Origin of the sequence: Spirosoma flavum (genome assembly GCF_042686045.1) — a bacterium.
Lineage (GTDB): Bacteria > Bacteroidota > Bacteroidia > Cytophagales > Spirosomataceae > Spirosoma > Spirosoma flavum.
Map to the genome: position 1 here is coordinate 84,256 of NZ_JBHUOM010000023.1, position 24,734 is coordinate 108,989.

23 protein-coding genes are annotated in these 24,734 nt (G+C 47.2%); 9 read left to right on the forward strand and 14 right to left on the reverse strand.

Annotated features, from left to right (window positions below; translation table 11 throughout):
• Both ACFS25_RS20885 and ACFS25_RS20890 read left to right on the forward strand, forming a co-directional pair.
• The gene (locus ACFS25_RS20885; RefSeq protein ID WP_381504879.1) at window positions 1-1,005 is read left to right on the forward strand and encodes a 4-hydroxyproline epimerase; all 1,005 of its coding nucleotides are present in this window, start codon (window positions 1-3) and stop codon (window positions 1,003-1,005) included.
• Entirely contained in the window at window positions 1,002-2,264 is a 1,263-nt protein-coding gene (locus ACFS25_RS20890) for an NAD(P)/FAD-dependent oxidoreductase (RefSeq protein WP_381504881.1), read from the forward strand. Before ACFS25_RS20885 ends, ACFS25_RS20890 begins: the two co-directional genes overlap by 4 nt.
• A 9-nt stretch (window positions 2,265-2,273) precedes the next feature.
• On the opposite strand, the gene ACFS25_RS20895 is transcribed toward ACFS25_RS20890, so the two are convergent.
• Window positions 2,274-3,554, reverse strand: a complete 1,281-nt coding sequence (locus ACFS25_RS20895) for a BamA/TamA family outer membrane protein (protein ID WP_381504883.1) — start codon at window positions 3,552-3,554, stop codon at window positions 2,274-2,276.
• 309 nt (window positions 3,555-3,863) lie between these two features.
• Between ACFS25_RS20895 and ACFS25_RS20900 the strand changes: the two genes are divergently transcribed.
• Entirely contained in the window at window positions 3,864-4,472 is a 609-nt protein-coding gene (locus ACFS25_RS20900) for a hypothetical protein (protein ID WP_381504885.1), read from the forward strand.
• A 56-nt stretch (window positions 4,473-4,528) separates the two neighbouring features.
• Here ACFS25_RS20900 and ACFS25_RS20905 read toward each other — a convergent pair whose 3' ends face one another.
• Together ACFS25_RS20905 and ACFS25_RS20910 are read right to left on the reverse strand one after the other, a co-directional pair.
• Window positions 4,529-5,932 (reverse strand): tetratricopeptide repeat protein, encoded by a 1,404-nt coding sequence (locus ACFS25_RS20905; protein ID WP_381504887.1) that lies wholly within the window; start codon window positions 5,930-5,932, stop codon window positions 4,529-4,531.
• A gap of 112 nt (window positions 5,933-6,044) precedes the next feature.
• On the reverse strand, window positions 6,045-7,070 hold the full coding sequence (locus tag ACFS25_RS20910; RefSeq protein ID WP_381504888.1) for an NAD-dependent epimerase/dehydratase family protein: 1,026 nt from the start codon (window positions 7,068-7,070) through the stop codon (window positions 6,045-6,047).
• A gap of 142 nt (window positions 7,071-7,212) precedes the next feature.
• On the opposite strand from ACFS25_RS20910, the gene metG reads away from it, so the two are divergent.
• A complete protein-coding gene (metG, locus tag ACFS25_RS20915) occupies window positions 7,213-9,264 on the forward strand; it encodes a methionine--tRNA ligase (protein ID WP_381504891.1) in 2,052 nt (683 codons plus the stop codon).
• A gap of 57 nt (window positions 9,265-9,321) precedes the next feature.
• On the opposite strand, the gene ACFS25_RS20920 is transcribed toward metG, so the two are convergent.
• Window positions 9,322-10,581: a DUF2264 domain-containing protein gene (locus ACFS25_RS20920; RefSeq protein WP_381504893.1), complete on the reverse strand. Its 1,260-nt coding sequence runs from the start codon at window positions 10,579-10,581 to the stop codon at window positions 9,322-9,324.
• 156 nt (window positions 10,582-10,737) lie between these two features.
• Here ACFS25_RS20920 and ACFS25_RS20925 point away from each other — a divergent pair, with 156 nt between their 5' ends.
• Window positions 10,738-12,513, forward strand: coding sequence for an ABC transporter ATP-binding protein (locus tag ACFS25_RS20925; protein ID WP_381504895.1), 1,776 nt, complete (start codon window positions 10,738-10,740; stop codon window positions 12,511-12,513).
• 16 nt (window positions 12,514-12,529) lie between these two features.
• Here ACFS25_RS20925 and ACFS25_RS20930 read toward each other — a convergent pair whose 3' ends face one another.
• Window positions 12,530-12,889 carry a hypothetical protein gene (locus tag ACFS25_RS20930; RefSeq protein ID WP_381504897.1) on the reverse strand — a complete coding sequence of 120 codons (360 nt, stop codon included), beginning with the start codon at window positions 12,887-12,889 and terminating at the stop codon, window positions 12,530-12,532.
• Window positions 12,890-12,941: 52 nt separating this feature from the next.
• A complete protein-coding gene (locus ACFS25_RS20935) occupies window positions 12,942-14,231 on the reverse strand; it encodes a hemolysin family protein (RefSeq protein WP_381504900.1) in 1,290 nt (429 codons plus the stop codon).
• A 117-nt stretch (window positions 14,232-14,348) separates the two neighbouring features.
• On the opposite strand from ACFS25_RS20935, the gene ACFS25_RS20940 reads away from it, so the two are divergent.
• Window positions 14,349-15,062, forward strand: a complete 714-nt coding sequence (locus ACFS25_RS20940) for an NUDIX hydrolase (protein WP_381504902.1) — start codon at window positions 14,349-14,351, stop codon at window positions 15,060-15,062.
• Between the two features lie 49 nt (window positions 15,063-15,111).
• On the opposite strand, the gene coaD is transcribed toward ACFS25_RS20940, so the two are convergent.
• The 4 genes from coaD to ACFS25_RS20960 all read right to left on the reverse strand — a co-directional run bounded on the left by coaD (window position 15,112) and on the right by ACFS25_RS20960 (window position 17,675).
• Window positions 15,112-15,582: a pantetheine-phosphate adenylyltransferase gene (coaD, locus tag ACFS25_RS20945; protein WP_381504904.1), complete on the reverse strand. Its 471-nt coding sequence runs from the start codon at window positions 15,580-15,582 to the stop codon at window positions 15,112-15,114.
• A gap of 69 nt (window positions 15,583-15,651) precedes the next feature.
• Entirely contained in the window at window positions 15,652-16,530 is an 879-nt protein-coding gene (locus ACFS25_RS20950; RefSeq protein WP_381504906.1) for a DUF3822 family protein, read from the reverse strand.
• A 91-nt stretch (window positions 16,531-16,621) separates the two neighbouring features.
• Window positions 16,622-17,119 (reverse strand): NUDIX domain-containing protein, encoded by a 498-nt coding sequence (locus ACFS25_RS20955; protein WP_381504908.1) that lies wholly within the window; start codon window positions 17,117-17,119, stop codon window positions 16,622-16,624.
• A gap of 118 nt (window positions 17,120-17,237) precedes the next feature.
• Entirely contained in the window at window positions 17,238-17,675 is a 438-nt protein-coding gene (locus tag ACFS25_RS20960; RefSeq protein WP_381504910.1) for a CBS domain-containing protein, read from the reverse strand.
• Window positions 17,676-17,826: 151 nt separating this feature from the next.
• On the opposite strand from ACFS25_RS20960, the gene ACFS25_RS20965 reads away from it, so the two are divergent.
• Both ACFS25_RS20965 and ACFS25_RS20970 read left to right on the forward strand, forming a co-directional pair.
• Window positions 17,827-19,317: an ATP-dependent DNA helicase gene (locus ACFS25_RS20965; RefSeq protein WP_381504912.1), complete on the forward strand. Its 1,491-nt coding sequence runs from the start codon at window positions 17,827-17,829 to the stop codon at window positions 19,315-19,317.
• Window positions 19,318-19,359: 42 nt separating this feature from the next.
• On the forward strand, window positions 19,360-19,995 hold the full coding sequence (locus ACFS25_RS20970) for a DUF4126 domain-containing protein (protein ID WP_381504914.1): 636 nt from the start codon (window positions 19,360-19,362) through the stop codon (window positions 19,993-19,995).
• 93 nt (window positions 19,996-20,088) lie between these two features.
• Here the strand turns inward: ACFS25_RS20970 and htpG are convergent, their stop codons facing one another.
• The gene (gene htpG / locus ACFS25_RS20975) at window positions 20,089-21,918 is read right to left on the reverse strand and encodes a molecular chaperone HtpG (RefSeq protein WP_381504916.1); all 1,830 of its coding nucleotides are present in this window, start codon (window positions 21,916-21,918) and stop codon (window positions 20,089-20,091) included.
• 203 nt (window positions 21,919-22,121) lie between these two features.
• On the opposite strand from htpG, the gene ACFS25_RS20980 reads away from it, so the two are divergent.
• Complete coding sequence (locus tag ACFS25_RS20980) at window positions 22,122-22,430, forward strand: rhodanese-like domain-containing protein (RefSeq protein WP_381504918.1); 309 nt, start codon at window positions 22,122-22,124, stop codon at window positions 22,428-22,430.
• 1 nt (window position 22,431) lies between these two features.
• Here the strand turns inward: ACFS25_RS20980 and ACFS25_RS20985 are convergent, their stop codons facing one another.
• From ACFS25_RS20985 to rplS, 3 genes are all read right to left on the reverse strand, one after another.
• On the reverse strand, window positions 22,432-23,361 hold the full coding sequence (locus tag ACFS25_RS20985; protein ID WP_381504919.1) for a bestrophin family protein: 930 nt from the start codon (window positions 23,359-23,361) through the stop codon (window positions 22,432-22,434).
• 45 nt (window positions 23,362-23,406) lie between these two features.
• The gene (gene dapF / locus ACFS25_RS20990) at window positions 23,407-24,216 is read right to left on the reverse strand and encodes a diaminopimelate epimerase (protein ID WP_381504922.1); all 810 of its coding nucleotides are present in this window, start codon (window positions 24,214-24,216) and stop codon (window positions 23,407-23,409) included.
• 123 nt (window positions 24,217-24,339) lie between these two features.
• Window positions 24,340-24,717 (reverse strand): 50S ribosomal protein L19, encoded by a 378-nt coding sequence (gene rplS / locus ACFS25_RS20995; protein ID WP_381504923.1) that lies wholly within the window; start codon window positions 24,715-24,717, stop codon window positions 24,340-24,342.
• Window positions 24,718-24,734 lie beyond the last annotated feature (17 nt).

Genomic DNA, 24,734 nt, shown 5'->3' on the forward strand with positions numbered 1-24,734 from the left:
ATGGCCGAATTTCATTTTTTCTGCATTGATGCTCACACCTGTGGCAATCCGGTTCGGGTGGTTACGGGCGGCAGCATTCCGTTTCTGAAAGGGGAAACCATGAGCGAGAAACGGCAGCACTTTCTGCATGACTACGACTGGATTCGAAAGGGTTTGATGTTTGAGCCACGCGGACATGACATGATGTCGGGCAGCATTTTGTATCCGCCCACCAACCCAGCGAATGACGCAGGCGTATTGTTCATTGAGACTTCCGGCTGTTTGCCCATGTGCGGGCACGGCACCATTGGTACAGTTACGGTGGCTATCGAACAAAACCTGATTTATCCCAAAACACCCGGTGTTTTAAATCTGGAAGTACCAGCCGGACTTGTGCGAGCCGAGTACCAGCAGGAAGGCAAGAAAGTAACGTCGGTGAAAATCACGAATATCAAGTCGTATCTGGCTGCCGAGCAACTGACGGTTGACTGCCCGGAGTTGGGCTTGCTGACGGTAGATGTGGCTTATGGTGGGAACTTCTACGCCATCGTAGATCCTCAACCAAACTTCCCTGGTTTGGAACACTACAAAGCCGAGCAACTTATCGGTTGGGCGCGCGTAATGCGCCAGCGGATGAACGAACAATACACCTTTGTTCACCCTGAAGACCCGACCATTAATGGACTTAGCCATATTCTCTGGACGGGCAAACCAATCAAAGAAACGTCAACGGCCCGTAATGCGGTTTTTTACGGCGACAAAGCCATTGATCGCTCGCCTTGCGGTACCGGTACGTCGGCACGAATGGCGCAGTGGTACGCTCAGGGTCGTCTTAAACCGGGCGAAACATTTGTGCATGAGAGTATTATCGGCTCTATTTTCAACGGTCGTATCGAAGTAGAAACCGAACTAGCCAATCATCCGGCCATCGTGCCGAGTGTTGAAGGCTGGGCCAGAATTTACGGATACAACCACCTTATTTTGGATGAAGACGATCCATACGTTTATGGATTTCAGGTAATATGACACATCGGGCCTCGAATAGGATTGGTATTGTTGGTGGAGGGATAATTGGGCTTTGTTCAGCCTATTATTTGCACAAAGCGGGGCATCGCGTTACGCTGTTTGACCAGAATTCAATTGCTGACGGTTGCTCGTTTGGCAATGCGGGAATGATTGTTCCCAGTCATATAATTCCGTTGGCGCAGCCGGGAATGATGGCAAAGGGTATGCGCTGGATGCTCAAATCCACCAGCCCATTTTATGTTAAACCTCGTTTGAATGCCGAACTAGCCCGCTGGGGCTGGCTATTTTATCGGCACTCAACACCCGAACATGTCGAACGGTCGATTCCGGTTCTGCGAGACATCAGCCTGCTTAGCAAAATACTGTATCAGGATCTGGCGGCTAACGGCGATCTGGAATTTGAATGGCAGGAACGAGGGCTATTGATGCTCTATAAAACGGCATCGGCAGAACATGAAATGGCCGATGAAGCCGCCGTAGCCAATCGGGCCGGTGTCGAAGCACGGGTACTCAACAGTCAGCAGGTTCAGGATATGGAACCCAACACCCGTGTTGACGTGCGTGGGGCCGTGTACTATCCCGGTGACGCCCACCTGAATCCGGGCGAATTGATTCGTTCATTTGTAGCCTATCTGCGCCGTGAAGGCGTTACAATTCTGGAAAATCATGCCGTAACGGGCTTTGAAAAAACTGGTTCCCGGGTAAATTCGGTGCAAACGGCTCAGGGTATTTACCCGGTCGATGAATTGGTTGTGGCTGGGGGCGCGTGGTCACCATCGTTAGCCCGATTGTTAGACTTGAGCCTGTCCATGCAGGGTGGAAAAGGGTATAGTTTTATGCTTCGGAACGTTGCTAACAATGTACGTATTCCGGCCATTATGCTCGAAGCGCGCGCAACGGCTACGCCAATGGATAACGGTCTACGATTTGCCGGAACGCTCGAAGTGGCAGGTACCGACATGACTGTTAATATGAATCGGGTGCGGGGCATTGTGCAGTCGATCAATCAATATTATCCGGATGTACCCGTCGAGATGCCTGAAATTGATACAGTTTGGCGAGGTTTACGTCCCTGCTCACCTGACGGATTACCTTATATTGGCCGAACCGAACGATACGAGAACGTGGTGTTGGCAACGGGACACGGCATGATGGGGCTAAGTTTGGGCCCAGCTACGGGTAAACTAGTTAGCGAAGTAATAAACGGCGGGGCCGATAGCATGGATATTCTTGCCTTTAATCCGGACCGATTTGCCTGAAACCCCCACTTAAAATACTTCGCCTAAGTTCAGAAACAAGCCCTGTGACCCACCAATACCAATACCGTAATCGATAGCTAAGTTCAGGTTCGAGTGCTTGTTTACTTTCACCCGGAGCCCAACGCCACCACCTGGCAGTATTCGACCAAATTGATTGGAATTCGGGTAATTGCTGTACGTCTGCATATTGGCAAAGATGACCCCACCCAACAGACCATTATTAAGCAATATAGTACGGTATTCTGTTTCTAAATACACTAGATTTCGACCTCGAAATCGTCCCTGTGTATAGCCACGTCCCAGATTCGAGTAGGTATCCCAGCCCGTGCTGGGCAAATCTAAATACGGTGCCTGACTACCAAAGCTGAGCCAATTCATGCTCCAGAATGCTAAAATATGCCGTCCATTAGTTGATAAAGGCAGATACTTTCTAAAATCAGCAACGACAGATTGCCAGTTGTGATCACTGCCTAGCCATTGTAAATTTGGCCGGAACAGTATGCTCCCAAAAAATCCGCTTTGAGGGTTATTGGGATTGCGCCGATTTGTGTATTGTACACTAAAAGTCGGCCCCGACGAAACGGAACGAGTAGATGAACCGTACCGCTGAAAATCGTCGTTCAGTTGGGGTGTACTATTCTCTTCACTAATGCGCCAGTGATAATCGAGCGCATAACCAATTCCAACGGAGAAATTAGGGACTATCTGCCGTAAAACCGACTGGTGCAGACGCAGATATGAATAAAAAAGCCGGTCATTAACGTCAGCGCGTGAGTTGTCTCCTAGCCCAAAGTTATCCGCCGAATAATCGTAGTAACGCCAGTCACTAATGATGTTATAGCGATTTCCTTTCGTCCAAAGATTGGTTACAATGGGAATAATGACCTGATGGTATTGGGTGTATTGAGGAGTCGAATAGATTACAGAGACATTTTGTTGAGGGTCGGCACTGGTAAATGACAAATTGGCGTTCAAGCCGACCGCAAATCCTGTTTGTAGTGCATAGGCCAATTCAGGGAAAATTGACGGATGAAAGCCCGCTTGAGACCACTCAGCGGGGCGATGGCCTTTTGTATTAATAAATTGATAGTATACATCCCATATATCAGCCGATGAGTCGGTACGGGATACATCATGTTTATATAGTCGAACAGAATCAGATTGCGCTAGAACATCCTTTGAAACCCATACACTTAACAGAAAGATAATTACTAGCGAGCGGCTAATGCAATAATAGCTTGATAGGGTGCCTGTCGGCTTATTCATGTAACGGTAATAGAGATTTGTCATGCAAGTTAACTTGGCTGGCTAACCCATTCTTACCTTGTTCCGTTCATTCTTAGAATCTCTGACAACAACCGGCATACCGTTAGGGCTCACCACGTTATGGTTGTTAGTATCAATTTTAATTTCTCATAACTACTCATACCTTGCCCATTAGCGATCACTTTCCCCATTTCATTAGTGACTGTAAAAGACAAGATAGACGTGATAAACTATTTGGAAGCCATTCAAACCGATTAGTTATTAAATTACTCTTAATGCATATACAGTAATTAGCACGCATCGTTTTAGCAATATGAGTAAATTTTATTCTTTATGAAGTCACTCATTCCAACCACACTTTTTCTTCTGCTACCCTATTTCACTTATGGTCAGGCAGGGCGCTCAATGCCGGTACCCCGCGGTGTTATCATAGCTCATCCATCGCCCTCTTTTATTCTTCCCATCGTTTATCAATTACACGATGGCACGGCCTTGTTGAGCAATGGGGATTTGCTGCGTGGTCGTTTTCTGTACAACAGAAGCCAAGCTTTTTTTTTCTATCAGGATGGTCATTCACCGGGGCAGCGAATTTATTTCAGGCGACTTGAGCGACTAGTGCTTGCCGCTGCGGATACATCGGTTACTCCTCGCTTAGATTCGACCGTCTTCCTTAAGGTACAAAACCAATTCTGTCGCCGATTGACGATTGGCAAAATTGGCTTATACGATCAAGTCTACGCTGTCAATGAAAATAAAGGTAAAGTTGACGAGGTCCTATTCACCTGGGGCGATGATGGAAAACTCAAACGTCTATCCACACTCGAAAAAGCAAACCAGTGGTTCTACGAAATATGCATTCAGAACCACTGGCCCAACCCGGACGTTTTTCTGAGCAAAGCAGAAATCATTAAACGCCTGGCCCAACTTGACCCTGTTCCCTAAAGAAACGGCTCCTACTAAATCAGTAGGAGCCGTTTCTTTAGGGAGTTTGACTACTCTTATTCCTTCTTGTACTGTTGAATAATTTTGTACAACGCCTTCTGTTTTTCCAATTCCGGAAAAAACTCAAACAATTGAACGTGAGCCTCGTAATCCAACGAGAGAGCCGCTTCCAACTGAATCAGCGATTCGCGGTAATGACCGGCGTGGATCAAATAAACGGCCGAGCGATAATATAAATCGGCTTCGCTCGGCATATCATTGATGCCCGACTGAATAATGTCATTAGCCTTCAGGAAATCGCCTTGATCGAATGGCACCAGTGACCATGTTAGATACACATCAGGATTTTCGGCATCTACCTCAGCTGCTTTCTCGAATGCTTCGACGCTCGATAATACATTCCCGATTTTGTATTCTGTTTCGGCAACTGCCAGATAATACTCACCGTTCTGATCACTTAACTTGACTGCTTTTTGCAGAAACGGCAAAGCTTCGTACCACTTACCCGATTCGCTTAAACAAACACCGATACCATACCAGGCTTCATCCCATTTGGCATCTAACTTGATGGCTTCGCGATACTCCTTAATGGCTTCGGTAATACGATCCTGTTTCTCCAGGCTAGCCCCAAGGTGACAGTATGTATCGGCGGTAGCTTCTTCATACTTCAATGTTTCCCGGTAGCAGGCTTCAGCCTTCTCGAACAACCCTAAGTTCATGTAGGTATTGCCCAGATTGAAATGCGCCGACGCAAAATCGTCTTTAATAATGACGGCATAATCGTAAGCTTCAGCGGCTTCGGCATAACGCGCCAATTTGCTGTAAGCGATACCAATATTATACCAGGCATTATACGAATACGGGTCGGTATCGATCAGTTGCTGGTAATAGGCCAGACTGTTCTCTAACTCGCCCGTTACGTCTAAGCAAAACGCCAGTTCATAAAGCGCATTTTCGTTGTTGATATTCAGCGCAATAGACTTTTTATACTGCGTAATAGCTTCGTCGTATTTACCCCAGTTCTGATAACTCTGGCCCAACTGAAACAGAATATCGTCCTTATCTTCGGCGCGGTCGAGCAGTTCTTCCAAAATCTGAATAGACTCCTCATAGCGACCAGCCATGTTCAGGACCGACCCCTGCATAAAGGGCACATCGAGATCACCGGGGTTAAACAAAGAAGCCCTTTCCAGCAAATTCAGCGATTCGTCGAATCGTTGGAAATTAGCCAGAATTTGGGCTTTGTCAAGCATCAGTTCCAGGGCATAAGGGAAGTTTTCCAGACCGGATTCGGCGGCTTTAAACGCCTTGTCTAAATCACCTTGATTGAGGTAATGCTCAACCATTTGTTCATAGACATCCAGGTCGAAAAACTGGCTTTGTTGCTGGTCCAGCATCTGCTCAAAAAGCCGGATTGATTCTTTAATATCGCCTTCTCGTTCTTCGAACTCTTGCTCCATGCTATTGCCTTCAAAATGTGGGCGGATAGGGGCCGCACCAATGGTGCGATTTATCCTTTGGCAGTGAAATATAAACTCAATTAAGCAAATCTCCAACCCGCGAACCGAAAATTTATGCACCTGCCGAGGTCTTTCCAAAAGCGTCTGCCACACGCTTGAGGGTCTCGCTCAATGGTCGGTACTGAAAATCAAGCACCTCCTCGATTTTATGCCCATTGTACTCATACAATGAACTCGCCGACCGAGCCGTTTCGCGGGTGATAAGCGGAGCCTTACCTGTCAGCCATGCTCGCACAGCCTCCAGAGGCCAAAGCAGACGGGTTAGCGCGGGCGGAATCTGCACACTTGGCGGACGTTTACCCAGCACGGCTGCTATTTGTTCTAACAACGAACGATACGGAATGGTGCCCCCACTTAGGATGAACCGCTGAGCCGTCCTGTCAGACTGCATTAATTTTACCAGAGCGTCCGTCACGTCGAGCACGTCCACCCAATTGGCTAAACCCGCCGGATAAAACGGCTTTTCTTCATACACATAGTTGATAAGTTGAAGGCTGCTCCGGCTCCAATCGCCCACGCCTAGCACAACAGATGGATTGACCATTATGGCATTCAGCCCTTCGGCCACACCCCGCCATATTTCCAATTCGGCCCAATACTTTGTTTTGGCATAAACTGAATTATTCGGCGAATCTTCCCACTTCTGGTCTTCCTTAATTATGGTAGGTTCGCTGGTTTTTCCTCCTTTTGCTGCCGGTCGGCCAAGAGCAGCAACCGAGCTAACATAGCCTAATTTCCGCACCCCCGCTTTCAGGCAGACGTTTACGATATTTGCCGTACCTTCTACATTTATATGTTCCATTCGATCACGATCTTTCGACACAAATGAGACAATGGCCGCTGCGTGAATGACATCTATATTCGGGCGAATAGCCACTTCCAGGGAAGGAATATCTAGTACATCACCTTCGTACCAGGTGATTTGTTCGGCCACATCAGAAAGCATCCCGTACCCATTTTTCGAACGATAGAGTGCTGAAACCAGATGCCCGTCGGCTATATACCGCCGGGCAATATGAGAGCCAATAAAACCGGTGGCCCCTGTGATAAAAACCGGATTAGGCAGTGATGATGTCAATTGAAGTTTTTGATTTCAACCCAGTTAAGGAAATTATTCGTGTTCGGCGTGGTGTTCTCCATAGCGGACCGGCGGTACTGTTTACGTAAACATAACAACGTTCGGCCCTGAATTGCTAATTTTGCGCTCCAATTCCTGGATTATGTCTCTCGAAAACCCACAACGCTATACCGTTACGGCGGCTCTCATCTACGCGAACGGCCCGATTCACATCGGTCACCTTGCCGGATGCTACCTGCCCGCCGACATTTATGTACGCTACCTCCGTTCAACGGGCAAAGATGTCGCCTTTATCAGCGGCACCGATGAACACGGCGTACCCATCACGATTAAAGCCAAGAAAGAAGGTATTACACCCCAGCAAGTCGTAGACAAATACTATGGCCAGATCAAGCAGGCATTCAATGAATTCGGCATCTCGTTCGATATTTATTCGCGAACGTCGAACCAAATCCACCATGAAACCTCGCAGGAGTTTTTCACCAAACTTTATGAAAAGGGCGATTTCGACGAAGAGGTGACCGAGCAATATTATGACGAAGTAGCCGGTCAGTTTCTGGCCGACCGTTACATTGTTGGTACCTGTCCGGTTTGTGGTAACCCCAACGCATACGGCGACCAATGCGAACGCTGCGGCACGGCGCTTAGTCCTACCGAACTTATCGAGCCACATTCCATGCTTTCTGGCTCCAAGCCAATTATGCGCTCAACCAAAAACTGGTTTTTGCCATTGGACCGGATGCAGCCTAAAATTGAGCAGTACGTAAATAGCCATACGGAGTGGAAAACGAATGTATTCGGGCAGTGCCAATCGTGGCTTAAAGAAGGCTTACGGCCTCGCGCCATGACCCGCGACCTCGACTGGGGTATCAACGTTCCGCTGCCTAATGCCGAGGGCAAGGTACTCTACGTTTGGTTCGACGCGCCCATCGGTTACATTTCCATGACCAAAGAATGGGCGGCTGAACAAGGCCGGGATTGGGAACTCTACTGGCGTGATGAACACACCAAACTGGTGCATTTTATTGGCAAGGATAACATTGTTTTCCATTGCATCATTTTTCCGGCGATGCTGATGGCCGAGGGTAGTTTTATCCTGGCCGACAATGTACCCGCCAATGAGTTTATGAACCTCGAAGGCGACAAAATAAGCACGTCGCGCAACTGGGCGGTCTGGCTTCATGAATACCTGGACGAGTTTCCCGACAAACAGGATGTACTGCGGTATGTGTTAGCGGCTAACGCTCCCGAAACAAAAGACAGCGAATTTACCTGGAAGGATTTTCAGTCGCGCAACAACAATGAGTTGGTGGCCGTATTCGGTAATTTTGTGAACCGGGCCGTTGTATTGACACAAAAATTCTGTGATAATAAAGTGCCGGTTAATGGCGAGCTAACGAGCTATGACCAGCAAGTTCTGGACGAGCTGGCTCTATTTCCTGACCGTATTGGGCAGGCCATCAGGCAATACAAATTCCGGGAAGCGTTGGGGCATCTAATGGATTTGGCTCGTCTGGGCAATAAATATCTGGCTGAAACCGAACCCTGGAAAGTTGTCAAGACCGATCCATTGCGGGTGAATACAATCCTGAATATTGCCCTGCAAATTTCGGCCAACCTGAGTATTGTCTGTGAACCGTTTTTGCCATTCACATCTAAAAAACTACGCAGTCAACTTAATATTATTGAACACTTCAACTGGACGAATGCGGGCCGGGCCGACCTTTTGATTGAGGGCCACGCATTAGGCAAGGGGGAATTGTTATTCGCTAAAATCGAAGACGACGAAATCAACAAACAGATTCAGAAACTGCTGAATGCTAAACGAATGAATGAGTTAGAAACCAAGACTATTCCAGCCCTTCGGGACGAAATTACGTACGATGATTTTGCTAAAATGGACATACGTATCGGTACCATCACCGAAGCGGAACGCGTTCCTAAAAGCGACAAGCTCCTGAAATTGCAAGTAGACGATGGCCTCGGCGGAAGGCAGATTCTGAGTGGTATTGCCAAGCATTTTGCGCCGGAAGACATCATCGGAAAACAAGTTACGTTCCTCGCCAACCTTGCCCCGCGAAAGATGATGGGCTTCGAGTCGCAGGGGATGATTCTGATGGCCGAAGACCGAGATGGTAAACTAGCTCTTATTGCCCCCGGCGAATCCATTTGGAACGGAGGACCGGTGAGTTAATAGTCAAGTCAGTTCAATGTAAGAAGCCGGGGGCGAGAGTTTCCCGGCTTCCTTTTTTTATTCCTTAATCGCGTGGTCAACGCTCACATTCTGCCCAGACCAGATTTTTTTGGACGTCCAGTCTGTCGCCGGAGCTGACCAGAACGGGTCTGACACAGGCAATCCTAAAGGAAGAAACGCCACCGAACACAAGTACAAACTTCCTGTTGAGATATACGTTTCGCCAATGGCGGGCTGATGACCGCACAACCCTATCTGGAGCCAGCCTTTTGCATCGAATGTGCCGGGTATATCCATTGTACGGTGAATTACGGCGGTTAGGGCCGAACGAACCTGACCGGCCCCTAATTCTGAAGGCAAATTTCCTTGTAACGCGATTTGCGCCAGCAATTGAAACGCTCCACAACGGTAGGCTAACGATCGTCCAAAAGCCGCAAATGATCCATCAGGGCCGATGAGTCGCTCCTGCACAATGGCGTAACGCTGAGCGCGGGTTAAGAGTGTTTCATACAAAACCTTGTCAGCTTTCCCGGCATCGACAAGCGTTTTCACTATATCCAGCAGCATGGGCTGAATAACATAGCTGTTATAATAATCCCAGTGAAAATCGGGTCCGTCGCCGTAAGCACCATCACCTTTGTACCAGGTCTGATGCTGACGGATAGCATAATCCATACGCAACTCATCGCCAGAACCGGCATACTTCAACAGAGCGGCTTCAACCATGGCACTAAATAATAGCCAGTTATTGTAGCCTGGTTTAATAACCCGGCTCGATTGTAACGCGCTTATAACGTTAGCCTGTTCATGGGTACTTAGCGCATTCCATAGCTTTGGTGACCGGACAAGGCCATGCGCCAGGAAAGCGGCATCGACCAACGGCTGACCATTCTTCGTAAAATTCAGATAATCGGGCGACTGAGGGTCTACCCCGTTGGCAATCGCTTGTCTGGCTGTATCGAGGTAACGCTGCCGCAAAAGCCCTTCCTGAACATCACCATCGCCATTAAGGTCAAGCCAGGGAGCCAGTCCCGCCATCGTCCGGCCAAGGGCTTCAAGGTGCGACACCGCCATGCGGCCTGCCTGCTGACCGGGTGCGCACTCAATGGGCATAGTAGCTTTCAGGCGATTTTTTGACAGAGCTGTCAACACCGGATCGGCAACTTTTAGTAACGTTTGCAACCAATAAGCCCGGTCGTTATTGGCCGCTCTATTCGTTGACAATACATCAGAAAAGGTACAATTTTCTTTTTCGTTACTAATACCCAAACTTACCGGTAAGGCGGTAACAAGCCGGGCAAATGTCCGCCGTTTCATAAATTCCTTTTAATCAATTACTATTCCAAACAAAGCGACTACACCTGATTTTTACTGTTTATAGATTCTATGGGTTGACCGGCAAATCACTATTTAGCTGAAACGTTCGGGTTAAAAACACTGTTACCTCTCTGAACTTGCCATTTTAGTTACCCTGTGAACGAACAAAAGAAAAGCGATGGGCCACCGGTCGGTCGGATATTTGATTTAGCCATTCTCCAACGGCTATACGCGTTTATAAAACCCTATCAAACGCGCTTTTATCTCCTTATCAGCATCATCATGCTGTCGGCTTGCCTGGCCCCGCTAACACCCCTACTTATACGTTACACCATTGATAATGTCATTGCAATGGGTAATTATCAGCAACTGACGCTGATGCTGGTTATTATGATTGGCGTTTTGGTGGTACAAGCCGTCATCCAGTTTTTAAACACCTATCTCTCGGGCTGGCTGGGCCAGTATGTTATCCGGGATATTCGGGTACAGTTATATCAAAAAATTCTGCATTTGCGACTCAAGTTTTTCGATAATACCCCTATCGGTCGGTTAGTAACGCGGGCAATTTCGGATGTCGAAACGCTGGCCGATGTGTTTAGCGAAGGTATGGCCGCCATTGCAGGCGATATCCTGCAATTGGTTTTGATCATCGGCGTGATGTTTTATACCGATTGGCGGCTGGCAGCTATCAGCCTGTCTACCATTCCGGTCATGCTGTTTAGTACATATGTGTTTAAAGAAAAAATCAAAACGTCATTCAATGAGGTGCGGACGGCAGTTGCCAATCTGAACTCGTTTGTACAGGAACATATTACGGGCATGAACATTGTCCAGATTTTCGGCAGCGAGAAAATCGAAGCCGAAAAATTTCGAGTCATCAACGAAGAACATCGAGCGGCCAATATTCGCTCAATTTGGTATTATTCGGTCTATTATCCCGTCGCTGACATCATTTCGGCGGTTGCGGTTGGCTTGGTCGTTTGGTACGGAGCTAAACAGATCATTAGTTCAGATGTCACATTCGGGACGGTTACGGCTTTCGTGATGTTTATCAATTTGTTTTTCCGCCCCATTCGGATGTTGGCTGACCGCTTCAACACGCTACAAATGGGAATTGTCAGCACCGACCGTATTCTGAAATTATTAGACAGCGACGAATTTACCGTCAACAATGGTACTTACGCCCCAACCGCCATCCAGGGTGAAGTAGACTTCAAAAATGTCTGGTTTGCGTATAACAATGAAGATTGGGTACTACGCGACATTTCGTTCCGGGTTAATGCAGGCGAAACGGTTGCGTTTGTGGGCGCAACAGGCGCAGGCAAATCGTCTATTATCAACTTATTAAGCCGCTTTTATGATATTAATAAAGGCGAAATTCGGATTGATAGCGTAGACGTTCATGAGTACGAACTTGGTCATCTGCGCCGAAATATAGGCGTTGTGTTACAGGACGTTTTCCTATTTTCAGACACTATTGAAAACAATATTACCCTTGGCGATAAACGAATTAGTCGTGAAAAAATAGTGGAAGCGGCCAAACTCGTTGGTGTTCACGAGTTCATTGAACGGTTGCCGGGTGGTTATGAATACAACGTAATGGAGCGTGGGTCAACGCTTTCGGTTGGTCAACGTCAGCTAATCTCGTTTGTACGGGCAATGGTGCAAGACCCAAAAATTATTGTGCTCGATGAGGCTACCTCTTCCGTAGACACCGAAACTGAAGGGATGATTCAAGATGCCATTGGTAAGTTAATGAAGGGTCGTACCGCCATCGTAATTGCCCACCGCCTTTCCACTATTCAGAAAGCGAATAATATTATTGTAGTGGATAAAGGCCGTATTGTTGAACAGGGCAACCACGAAGAATTGCTACAGCACGAGGGCTTCTACGCGAATTTGTACCGGATGCAATACAAAGAAGTGGTGTAGGTATCCACGACTGTTTTCACGAGACATCTTCATCGTCTTCAGATCCACCTCCGGTCATGCCTTCGGCGATTACGCTATGGCCTGCAACATTCGGTTTGTCATTCGTTGGACCGGGGCCGCTACCGTCGAGGGCATAGGCTATTGAAGCAGCTAAATCGTCGGGAACAATTTTCGCTGGTTCAGCCTGGTCTGCATTAGCCTCGTCTAGACTGGGTGACTCATCTATCGCCTTAGGATACTCCTCCCGTGGCGACAAACTATCCTGCTGCTGATCAATTACTTCTTCGTCTGCATTTGGGTCATTGTCCATACCAGACGGAACATGGCTGGACGAACCGCCAGTCAACTCATTGAAATCGGGGCTGAAGTGTCGCATGGTTGTTGATGAGTTTGATACGCATCTATAACCCTCTAAATCGGTCTGCGGTTTATTCCTCAACTAATTTCTTCACCAAAATTTTATCGATTCGGCTCTTGTCCATATCTATAATCTCAAAGTGATAGGCGTGCCAAACGAACGATTCACCCGATTGGGGAATATCTTTCAGGATGTGCAAGGCAAACCCGCCGAGCGTATCAAATCCCGTCAATTCACGCCGAGCCTGTGCGGTGATATTGATGGAAAAGTAGGATAGAAAGTCCTCGAAGGGTAATTGGGCATCAATTAGGAACGTACCATTCTCGCGCTCTCGGATTTCATAATCAGAATGAATGTCGTCGTTGATGTCGCCAACCAGCACGTCCAGAATATCGTTCAGCGTAATAACACCCAACACACCGCCATATTCGTCAACGATTACGCCAACGTATTGACGACGCTCCCGGAAGCGCTCCAGCACCTGATAGGCTTTATTATTTTCAGGTATGAAGAGAGCATCCCGCTTCATATCGTTCAGACGCAGAAGTTCGGTATCCAAGTCTCTACCTAAAAAGTCTTTTGTGTAAATCAACCCGACAACTTCGTCAACGCCCCCATTGCAGAGCGGATACACAGAATGCTTGTGGCCCAATATCCGGGCCTTATTTTCGGCGGGGTCATCTTCCAGATCCAGGTAAACAATTTCTTGCCGGTTCGTCATCAAGGAGGTAATCTTGCGGTCGCCGAGTTGAAAAACATTTTGTACAATCTCCTGCTCAATTTCTTCAATAGCCCCACCCGAAGTACCTTCCTGAATCAGACTCTTAATTTCTTCCTCCGTTACCGCACTTTCGTTGGGTCGGATGTTCAATAATTTGAGCAATAAGTCGCTGGAAATAGTTAGCAGGGCGATAAAGGGTGATGTCAGGCGCGAAAGGAAAATCATGGGTGCCGCCATAGTTTTGGCAATTCCCTCAGGGTTCGACAAACCAATTCGCTTAGGCACTAATTCCCCAAAAACGAGCGAGAAATACGTTAGCAGCAACAATACCAGCACGACGGCTACCGAGTGCGCATACGGGCGTAGAAAATCTATTTGAGCCACATACTCCTGAACTTCGGTAGTCAGTTTATCCCCTGAGAAGATACCCAGCAGAATGCCAATCAGCGTGATGCCGATTTGCACCGTTGACAAAAAGCGATTGGGCGAATTAGACAAATCGAGAGCTACCTGAGCTCGACGATCTCCATTCTTAGCAGCTGTTTCTAATTTAGACTTACGAGAGGAGACTAAAGCGATTTCTGACATTGAAAATACCCCGTTCAGGAGCGTCAGAAGAAATATAATTAGAATTTCCACAAAGGAGGAGGTTGACCTGTTGCAAAAATATAGAAATGGAACTGGTTTACAACAGCTTTAACTGTGCGACAGACCGTCAGTTTTGCTACTTTTACGGTTTGAACCGCTTATTTCTCGATGATTGTTTTTATTAACGACCGCCCTATTCGGCTCGTTGGCCCTAAAGCCGCTGCTCAACTAACAAATCCTGCGTTGGCAAACCACCCGGCATTTATTGACTACGACCAAATTGTTGATGCGCGATTAGAAGCTCTTAAGCACGATATGCTCCATGGCCATCTGCTGGTACTAAACGCTATTCCTGCCACTGTGAGCAAATTGCTCGCCTTATTTCAGAAAGCCGATACTAATCAACTGCTGTCGGTCACATTGGGTTGTCTCGATAAAGAAACCTGCGAGGACGCAATAAAAAAGCCCTTCAAGATTATTAAAGCCGCCGGTGGCGTAGTCTTTAAAGATGACAAAATGTTGCTTATGTTTCGGCGGGGTGTCTGGGATCTCCCAAAGGGGAAGCTGGACGAAGGCGAATCATCCCGTCAGGGAGCGGCTCGAGAGGTGAAAGAAGAAACAGGGGTTCGGGTATCTATCAGCGAACGCATTTGTACTACCTGGCATACGTATAACCTCAACGGCAATCGAATTCTGAAGCGCACTAAATGGTATCGAATGGGTGTGCTTGACGATAGCCGTATGGTTCCCCAAGCCGAAGAAGATATTGAAAAACTTGCCTGGTTCGACCGTCGGGAAACGAAACTGGCCCTGACCAATTCGTTTAGCTCAATCCGGTACGTAATTGATGAAGTAAACAAAGGCGTGAGTGGCAAGGCATAGGGGTATCCCCTATTGCCATGTATCACATCGTTGCGCCTTTTATACGGCTCTATATCTTTTCTACCTTTCCTAATTGATACGGCAGAAATTCATCGACATCCTGACCATACCGGTGTAGGTCCCGTATAATGCTCGAACTAATGGGAGCCAGGTGCGGAGACGTAATCAGAAAGACCGTTTCAACGTCTTCGTAGACATATCGATTAACCTGCGAAATGCCGTTTTCGTACTCAAAGTCGGTGGTATTGCGCAGGCCACGCAGCAAAAATTTAGCCCCAATATTACGCGCTACATTAGCAGTCAGGTCGTCATAAGTGATAACGCTCACGGCTGGCTGATAGCGGAATGCTCCTTCTACTAACTCTGTTATCTGCTCAAGGGAAAAATAGCGCTCTTTGCGGGCGTTTCGCCCAATACCAATGATAACTTCGTCGAATAACTGCAAACCCCGCAAGACAATATCTTCGTGTCCCCGAGTAAATGGGTCAAACGAACCGGGAAAAAGGGCAATACGCTTCATAATTTATACAGTAGGAATAAGCGAATAGCTGGTTGCAGTGAGTTATAGATCATCTATTCAGCGGTCTGGTCATTCGCTCATTAAACCTAACCCGAACAGGCTCAAATATCGATGATCGGGCAGGTCATTAAATTCAGGAGATAAGAGTAGGCTGGGTGGTATCTGGCCAAATAGTAAATGGGGTAGAAAACGACTTATTTCGGCGTACGCTTCGGCAAATGGAGTGATTTCGCCATAAAGAGAAACATGAATAAGATCGGGGTTCAGCCCCTGCTCATCGAGTACGTAAAGAATATAATACGTTAGATCCTGTACGTTTCTGTAGCCAAAACGATTGCAGTAACGTACTTGGTGCGCACTGCGGCAAATAATTGTGGTGAACTCGTCTTCAAAAAATAAATAAACGTTATCGGGCGTCAATGCATAACGGTCAAGATCAGCGGTGGCCTGAATCAGCGCGCCAATTTGATGAACGAACGTTAGCCGCTGGAGCGGATACACCTCCGAAAAGAAATCTGCCAAGGGATGCTCCAGATTGAACACCGACTGAAACCCTTCGGCTTCATGGTCAAATGAATGAGCAAACTCGTGAGCGGGTAGCGCGCTGCCACGCATAAGAGCCAAATAACTTCCCGCGTATTCTTTCCGAAAAAGCGGGGTAGGTATAAGCGTAAACGAAGGCGAATTTACGCCTATACGAATTTCCTGCCATGGCCCAGCCGATAAGACCGGATGCTCGCGAAATACATCAGGCAAAATCGTTGTCATCGACCGGTCGGTCAGCAGCGATGGAAACGTGTAATCATTAAGATACGAACCCCGGCCACTCTTATCCTGCACCATAAATCGAAAGCGGTCTCGACCAACTTCCAGACTTAATACCGATTGGTCAGTAACCTGGGGGTCGAACGAGTCGGCGTGTGTGGTTACGGTGGGTGCGGGGGTCACAGCGATTTGCAAAACGTCGGACAACTAAAATTTAAGAGTAAGACAAAACGATAAACCTGCACAAAGCAGGCAATTCATTCTTAATGGGTTTTTACGGCAAATAGCCTCTTAATTGAAACACATCATCGAGTGAGTTGCAATACCGAAATAGCGCATGAACCTCTTCGGGCGGATAACTTTTTATTTCTGCAAAACTCATTAGACGAACATCTTCAATAATTTGCCCGTCAATGCTCATTTCGGGGTCGATACCCTGTTGAAGCACACCGCCTGTTGCGTTTACGGCAAAAAATAATTCCAATGCATGAAGGGGCGGCTGCATGAATTCATTCACAAACAACATATCACCAATTTCGACCTCCAGTCCGGTTTCCTCCATAAACTCCCGAATCAGGGCAGCAGGAGCCGCTTCGCCAAACTGGGCACCACCCCCTGGTGGGCACCAGAACGTATTTGTTGGCCCAATACCCCGATGGCGAACCATTAATAGCTGTTCTCCCTCACGATAGAGGCCACAAATGCGCAGCCGTAGTCGGTTTCCATACAATTTCAGCACTTCCTCCCGAGGCTTATCAGCTATTTGCGTCACAGTTTAATGCGTATTTAGGGGCGCAAAGGTACAGGTGATTTATGAATTACGATGTATCCGTTCCGATTTACCCGTCTGTCAGCTTAAATTACAAGAGAGCTGCCTACGCAGTCGTATATCAATATGGACTTCCCGAGATATAGCTTTCGAGGGAATCGATGCGGACTTTCTGATCTCGGATAATAGCCGTTACCACGTCATTGATAGAAATAATGCCGATCAATTCGCCCTTGTCCATGACGGGTAAATGGCGAATATGCTTGTCCGACATGATAACCATGCAATCTTCTATGGTCTGTTCGGGTTCGATGGTGATCACGTTCGCCGTCATAATATCGGCAATGCGGGTATCGTCTGAGTGACGATCTTTCAGAATTACTTTGCGGGCATAGTCGCGTTCGGAAAAAATCCCGGTCAGTACACCCTTATCAACGACCAGTAAGGCGCCAATATTTTTGTCGGCCATAACCTTAAGCCCATCCAGTACTGTTTGATCAGACGAGACACTGTAAAGTGCGTTAATGGACTTTCCCTGAAGTATTTGACGTATGTTCATTGGGAGAGGGAGTTTAGTAGTGGGTGAATATAAGGAAAAGGTAGAAAGGAGGAAAGGTTGGATGAAAAAAGGATTAAAAAAACTAAAAAGGTATCGCTTCTCTGTCTTTTTTCCTCTTTTCCATGTCCTCCTTTTTTCGTAAATTAGACCCATGAACGAAACCCAAACGGCTGCAAGTTTGCTGGCCAAACGTTTCCCTTTTAAGCCTACTCCTGGTCAAGAGCAATTCTTTGAACAAATCGGCCAGTTCATTACTCCTCAAGAAATTGAACACTACCGCGACTGTTTTTTATTGCGTGGATACGCCGGTACGGGCAAAACCACACTTGTAGGCACGCTCATAAAAGTGCTGCCCCGTTTTGGCTATAAATCGGTTTTGCTTGCGCCTACGGGTCGGGCGGCCAAGGTTATGACTAATTACGCCAAGAAGCCCGCTCAGACTATTCACCGGAAAATTTACCGGCAGGTTGCCGATCCGGGTTCTAGTACACTGGCGTTTCAACGACAAAAAAATTACCACGAAGACACGTTGTTTATCGTGGATGAGGCCTCGATGATCTCGGACGAAGCGGACTTTGGTGGCAAAGGGTTACTAACAGACCTAATTGATTATGTATTTGAAAATCCCGGCAACAAGCTCATGCTTGTGGGTGATACCGCTCAGTTACCCCCCGTTGGACGCGAGTTGAGCCCTGCACTGGACCGAAATTTTCTGGCCAGTGCCTTCGACATGACGGTCTATGAACAGGAATTAACCGAAGTAATGCGCCAAGACGAGGAATCGGGTATTCTGTATAATGCTACGGGCTTGCGGCTCTTGCTCGATGGTGCATCGGCCACCCCTAAAGCCGTTGGTTTCGATGCACTTCTTAACGACAATTCTTCTGCATCTACTGGCGAAGCACCGGCTATTCAGTTGAATGTGCGCTCGTTCAATGATATTTTCAAAATGCCATTGATGAAGCTGGAAGATGGTATTCGGTACGCGTACGATAAATATGGGCGCGAGAATACGGCCATCATTTGCCGATCAAACAAAACGGCGGTTCAATACAACCAGTTCGTCCGGCGAATGATTGACCAGTGCGAGGAAGAACTTGATGCGGGCGATATGCTGATGATTGCCCGGAACAATTATACGGTGCTGGACGAAGAATCCCCGGCTGGATTTCTGGCAAATGGTGAGTTTGCGGAGGTACAAAAGATTCGCAACAAAGAGGAAATGCACGGCTTCCGGTTCGCCACCGTCACGCTACGCCTGATAGATTACGAGGAGCAGCCCGATTTTGATGCTAAAATTATGCTAGATACTTTACATACGCCTGTGCCGTCGCTAACATCAGATCAGTACAAGGCACTATATGAGAGCGTGTCGAAAGATTACTTCTACATAAAGAGCAAAAAAGAACGGTCCGAAGCCATCAAGCGTGACCCGTATCTGAATGCTTTACAGGTGAAATTTGCCTATGCCCTCACTTGTCATAAGGCGCAGGGTGGGCAATGGAGCGCGGTATTCATCGATCAGGGTTTTCTACCCGATGGTCAGGTTAACGACGAATTTGTGCGGTGGCTTTATACGGCATTGACCCGCGCAACGGACGAAGCGTTCCTGATGAATTTCAATTCGCAGTTTTTTGGCTAAACCCACAGGTCGTAAAATAAGTTAGGATTTAAACGAAAAGCTATGTCTCTCGAATGGATTATGAGTGCCTGCATTGGCGTCGGCCTAGCTGCTTGCTGCGGTTTTCGGGTATTTGTACCGTTGCTAGTTGCCAGTGCAGCCATGAAACTCGGTATTGTGGGCACGATGACCGGTTTTGAGTGGCTCAATGGCTGGCCTGCTTTAATGGGACTCACTGTTGCGACAGTGGTTGAGATTGGCGCCTATTATATTCCCTGGCTGGATAACGTACTCGATACAATTACCACGCCCGCATCCATCATTGCCGGAACGTTACTGAGCACATCCTTTCTACATATCGACAACCCGTTGATGCATTGGGGGCTGGGTCTTATGCTCGGCGGTAGTTCGGCAGGCATTATTCAGGCTGGAACAAGTTTACTACGAATCGGTTCTACGGCTACAACTGGCGGGGCTGGCAACCCGGTTGTGGCAACGGGCGAAAACGTTGCATCCATCGGCCTGTCAGTTTTTACGATTTTTCTGCCCCTAGTTGCAGTCGTAATTATCGGGCTAGTGCTGATTTTCATCATTGGACGGTTAGTGGCCAAACGAAGGGTCTGGTTTAGTCGTATATCCAAAAAGCAAGGAGGTAATTCGGTAAGTCAGATACCGCATAGCAGCAATGGCCGACCATAATTCCACATAACAATAGCGGTTTCTGTTGTAATTTGTAGCTACATGGCGCAACTACAAATCACAACAGAAACCGCCACTAATATAAAATAACGGTTATAATCCAGCTACTGTCCGGCGAACAAAAGCTGTCAGCTCTGCGCCAGTAAGCATATTCTGCGAAAGCAACGCCAGATCATAAATCTGTTTTACCAAGGCTTTCTGCGCATCAGCGTCTGATTCGGCCAGAACTTTGCCAATCAGCGGGTGGTTAGCGTTGACTGCCACATTATAGGTATTTGGTAGATTTCCGTAGAACGACTGCTCACCCGAAAGCGCCGACATGTCTTTCATCCGACGCATGAACTCTGGCACCGTGATTGTAACGGGCAACTCATCCACGGGTTGAGCTTCTATGCTTACATTGAGCATCTTATTATCCAGTACCTGCTCAAACACTTCCTTCAACTTCGTCTGGTCATCGGTCGATAAAACGCTTTCGTTATTCAGCCCTTTATCAATTAACTTTTCGACTGTATCGGCATCTACACGTTGAAAATGGACCTTTTCGAGTTTTTGCTCAAGGGCATTAATGAAGTGAGAATCAATAACATTGTCCAGCAGCAAAACATCATAGCCCCGGCGACGTGCCGAATCAATATAAGCGTCCTGTTGCTTGCGGTCGGAGGTGTAGAGCAAGACCAGCGTTTCGTTTTTATCGGTCTGGTTTGCCTGGATTTTCTCGCGGTATTCATCCAGCGTAGCAAACTGACCTTCAGTATTTTTGAGCAATACGAAGTTCTTCGCTTTCTCCCAAAACTTCTCGTCGCTTAAAATACCGTACTTAATAAACAGACCAATATCGTCGAATTTTTCTTCGAATGACTTGCGGTCAGCGTTGAACAGGTCGTTTAGTTTATCGGCAACTTTACGCGTGATATAACCATTGATTTTCTTAACATTGGCATCCGATTGCAGGAAACTCCGCGACACGTTGAGCGGAATATCGGGCGAGTCAATTACGCCGTGCAGCATCATCAGGAAGTCGGGCACTACGTCTTTCACCTCGTCGGTAATAAACACCTGACGGCTGTACAGTTGAATTTTTTCGCGCTGAAACCGTAGTTCGTTTTTGATGCGGGGGAAATACAAAATACCGGTCAAGTTGAACGGATAGTCCACGTTCAGATGAATCCAGAACAGTGGCTCCTCACCCATTGGGTACAATTCTCGGTAGAAATTCTTGTAGTCTTCGTCGGTCAGTTCCGAAGGTGCCTTTATCCAGATTGGTGCCGTGTTATTGACCACTTTTCCATCAAACTCCACGGGCACTGGCAAGAAACGAGCGTATTTGTCCAGAATACCCTGCAACCGATTTTTATCTAGGAATTCTTCAGAATCGGGCGCTATGTGCAGAATAATATCCGTTCCACGGGCTTCGTGTTCGGCTGGTGTCAACTCAAATTCGGTTGACCCGTCGCAAATCCAACGAACCCCTTCCGAACCGTCGCGGTAGGATTTCGTAACAATTTCAACTTTCTCGGCAACCATGAAGGCTGAGTAGAAACCCAAGCCAAAGTGACCGATAATCTGGCCTTTGTCGTCTGTCTTATCTTTATATTTCTCCAGAAAATCGGTTGCACCAGAGAACGCAATCTGGTTAATGTATTTCTTGATTTCATCGGCGGTCATGCCAAGACCGTTATCACTAATGGTGATGGTTTTAGCTTCTTCATCGAGCGAAACCGTCACTTTCAAATCACCTAACTCACCCCCGAATTCACCGAACGAAGACAACTGACGCAGTTTTTGAGTGGCATCTACGGCGTTTGATACTAATTCACGCAGGAAAATCTCGTGGTCGGAATAGAGAAATTTCTTAATAATCGGGAAGATATTCTCAGTGTGAATTGAAATATTACCCTTTTCGCTTTGTACGGATTCCATAGTTTATTGTTAAATAAGATTATGAGCTGCTTAAGTGACGTCAAATCCTGTTCCATCACCGACATTTATGACAGATTGACAGAGTAACTATCCTTCTAACGCGCTTTACCATGCTTACTAAGCCGCTAAAGTCGGTCTATGTACGCTAATGAGTGCTGTCTGAATACTGAACAGGCTTCAGAAATTGATTGTTATGCCCGCGTATGCCTGTAAACAGTTACACCGACATAACCCTCCGCGAAGTTGAGGAGCTTCGTCATCAACCACATGCTGCCGTCGTCGATGTGCGCGATGAATGGGAGTTTGATGAGTTTAATATTGGCGGGCTAAATGTCCCCTTGCCGGATATTCGTGCCCGAAAATCGGAACTCCTCCCCTATGAATCACTAATTGTTATTTGTACTAACGGTGTCCGAAGCCGAGTGGCGGCCAAAGATTTATTACGGCAATCTGAATTCCAGGGCAAAGCTATTTATCACCTGCACGGAGGCATTGTTGAAGATGTTGATTAGCTTAGGTTACAATGGTGAAGCCTGGCTTAGCCGCCTGCTTTTCGACGTGAGGCAAATCGATCTGCAAAATATCGTGGACGTTCACCCGAATTAACTGGCTTAGTTGATTCAGGGGTAAATCGTTACGTTCAAACCCGAACGGTTCTTCAATTTCTTCGCCAATCATTTCCAACCCAACCAAAATATAGGACGTTAACACAACGGCCGGGATAGTCAGATACCCGAAAGCGGTCACAACCGTAAACGGCAGAAGGACCACGTAAAGCATGATGAACAACTTGATAAAGAGTGTGTACGAGAACGGAATTGGCGTACTTTTAATACGTTCACAAACACCACAAACATCCATCAGTGTAGTTAAATGCTGATTCAAGTTGATATGTTGCGATTCGGAAATGTAGCCCCCACGATAGAGAACCTCGGTTTTTACCCAGAGCTGATTGGCGACTCCAGCAGGCTTGTGATCGAAATTACGCAGGTCACGCCGTTCGCCCTCTTCAACCATATCCAGTTCATCAACTTTATTCATATCGCGCAGGTGATTTTTCAGCGCGAACGGAAAGTTAGAAATGGCCTTGGCAAAGAAATGTCGGCTACCCGTATCACCCTCGGGTAAAACGGCATTGAAAAAGATGGCCAGATTACGGCAATTGTTCACCAATGTACCCCACGCCTGCCGTCCCTCATAGAACCGGTCATAAGCGGTATTAGTCCGAAAAATGAGCAATAAGCTTAACAAAATACCCATAGCTCCCAAGAAAGAACTAGGCGTATCCTTCAGGCGTAAATCAGTATAATGCATCTCGGCAACCGTAACGATGGTCACATAAACAGCTATTACCGCCAGTCGGCTCATTAACGCTTTTGCCGTGGGACCCGTATGAAAATGCCAAATGGATGGCAGCAATCCTTTATTTTTATAAATAATCATATCGTTGGTAAAGCAGACCTTAATTAACGTAGGGGTAGGGGTTATTTACAGAGAAATGGTGCCTGCAAAGACGCGTTTGGCCGGACCAATCAGGTAAATAGTATCGAATCCACCTCCGGCCTGACTAGTAAACGATACGCGTAGATTACCACCGATGGTTTTAATAGAAACAGGGTCAGCCATAGTTAATTGTTGATGAGCCACCAACGCAACCGCCGTTACGCCTGTACCACACGAATACGTTTCATCCTCAACGCCCCGCTCGTAAGTTCTCACAAACACCGTATTATCGTCAAGCACCTGAGCAAAATTAACATTGGTGCCGCCTGGCTGAAATAAAGAATTATACCGAATAGACCGCCCCTCGGCCACCACGTCGAGCGATTCCAGATCATCGACAAATCGGACAACGTGGGGTGAACCTGTATTCAGGAATGTCAGCCCATCGCGGTCTTCAATAACTGAAACAGCGCCCATTTTGAGGGAAATATTTTCTTCAGATACCACCGCCACGTGTTCACCATCGACAGCTAGAAAGCGAGTCTCGGTCTCAAAAAGGCCAAGATCATGTGCAAACCGGACAATACACCGCCCGCCGTTGCCACACATACTGCCTTCCGCCCCATCGGCGTTGAAATACACCATCCGAAAATCATAATCAGACTCTTCAGACGCTTCCTCTCCGGGACCCGGATAGTTCTGAAGCAGAATCAATCCATCAGCCCCAACGCCAAACCGCCGGTGGCATAGCCGCTCGATAAGTGCCTGATCTGAGGCTGGGAAAGCACCATTTCGGTCATCGATCAACACGAAGTCGTTGCCGGTACCCTGATATTTAAAAAAATCGTACGTCATTAGTCGATAAGCAATAATCGGTATCGTCAGTGATTTCGGCAAACTGATGAGTTACGACTTAACAAAAAAAGCCGCCTTAATTGGGCAGCTTTTATGTATAAAGTTAACGTGCGTCTGAAGCAATTAAGCTGCTGCAACGACTACTTTAGGCTTCCGCTCTTTAACACGAGCAGCTTTACCCTGACGACCACGTAGGTAGAACAAACGTGCCCGGCGAACTTTACCCAAACGAACAACATCGATCTTGTCGACGTTAGGCGATAGAAGTGGGAAGATACGTTCAACACCAACACCATTTGATACTTTGCGGACAGTAAACGTCTCGCCACCACTGCTTGGGTTTCGGCGTTGAATAACCGTGCCCGTAAACACCTGAATACGTTCCTTATTTCCTTCGCGGATTTTAACGTGTACGTTCACCGTATCGCCCGCCCGGAACGTGGGCAACTCGGCGCGACGTTGCGCGTTGTCTGCCTCCACTAATTTGATTAACTCGCTCATGACCTTATATAAATCGC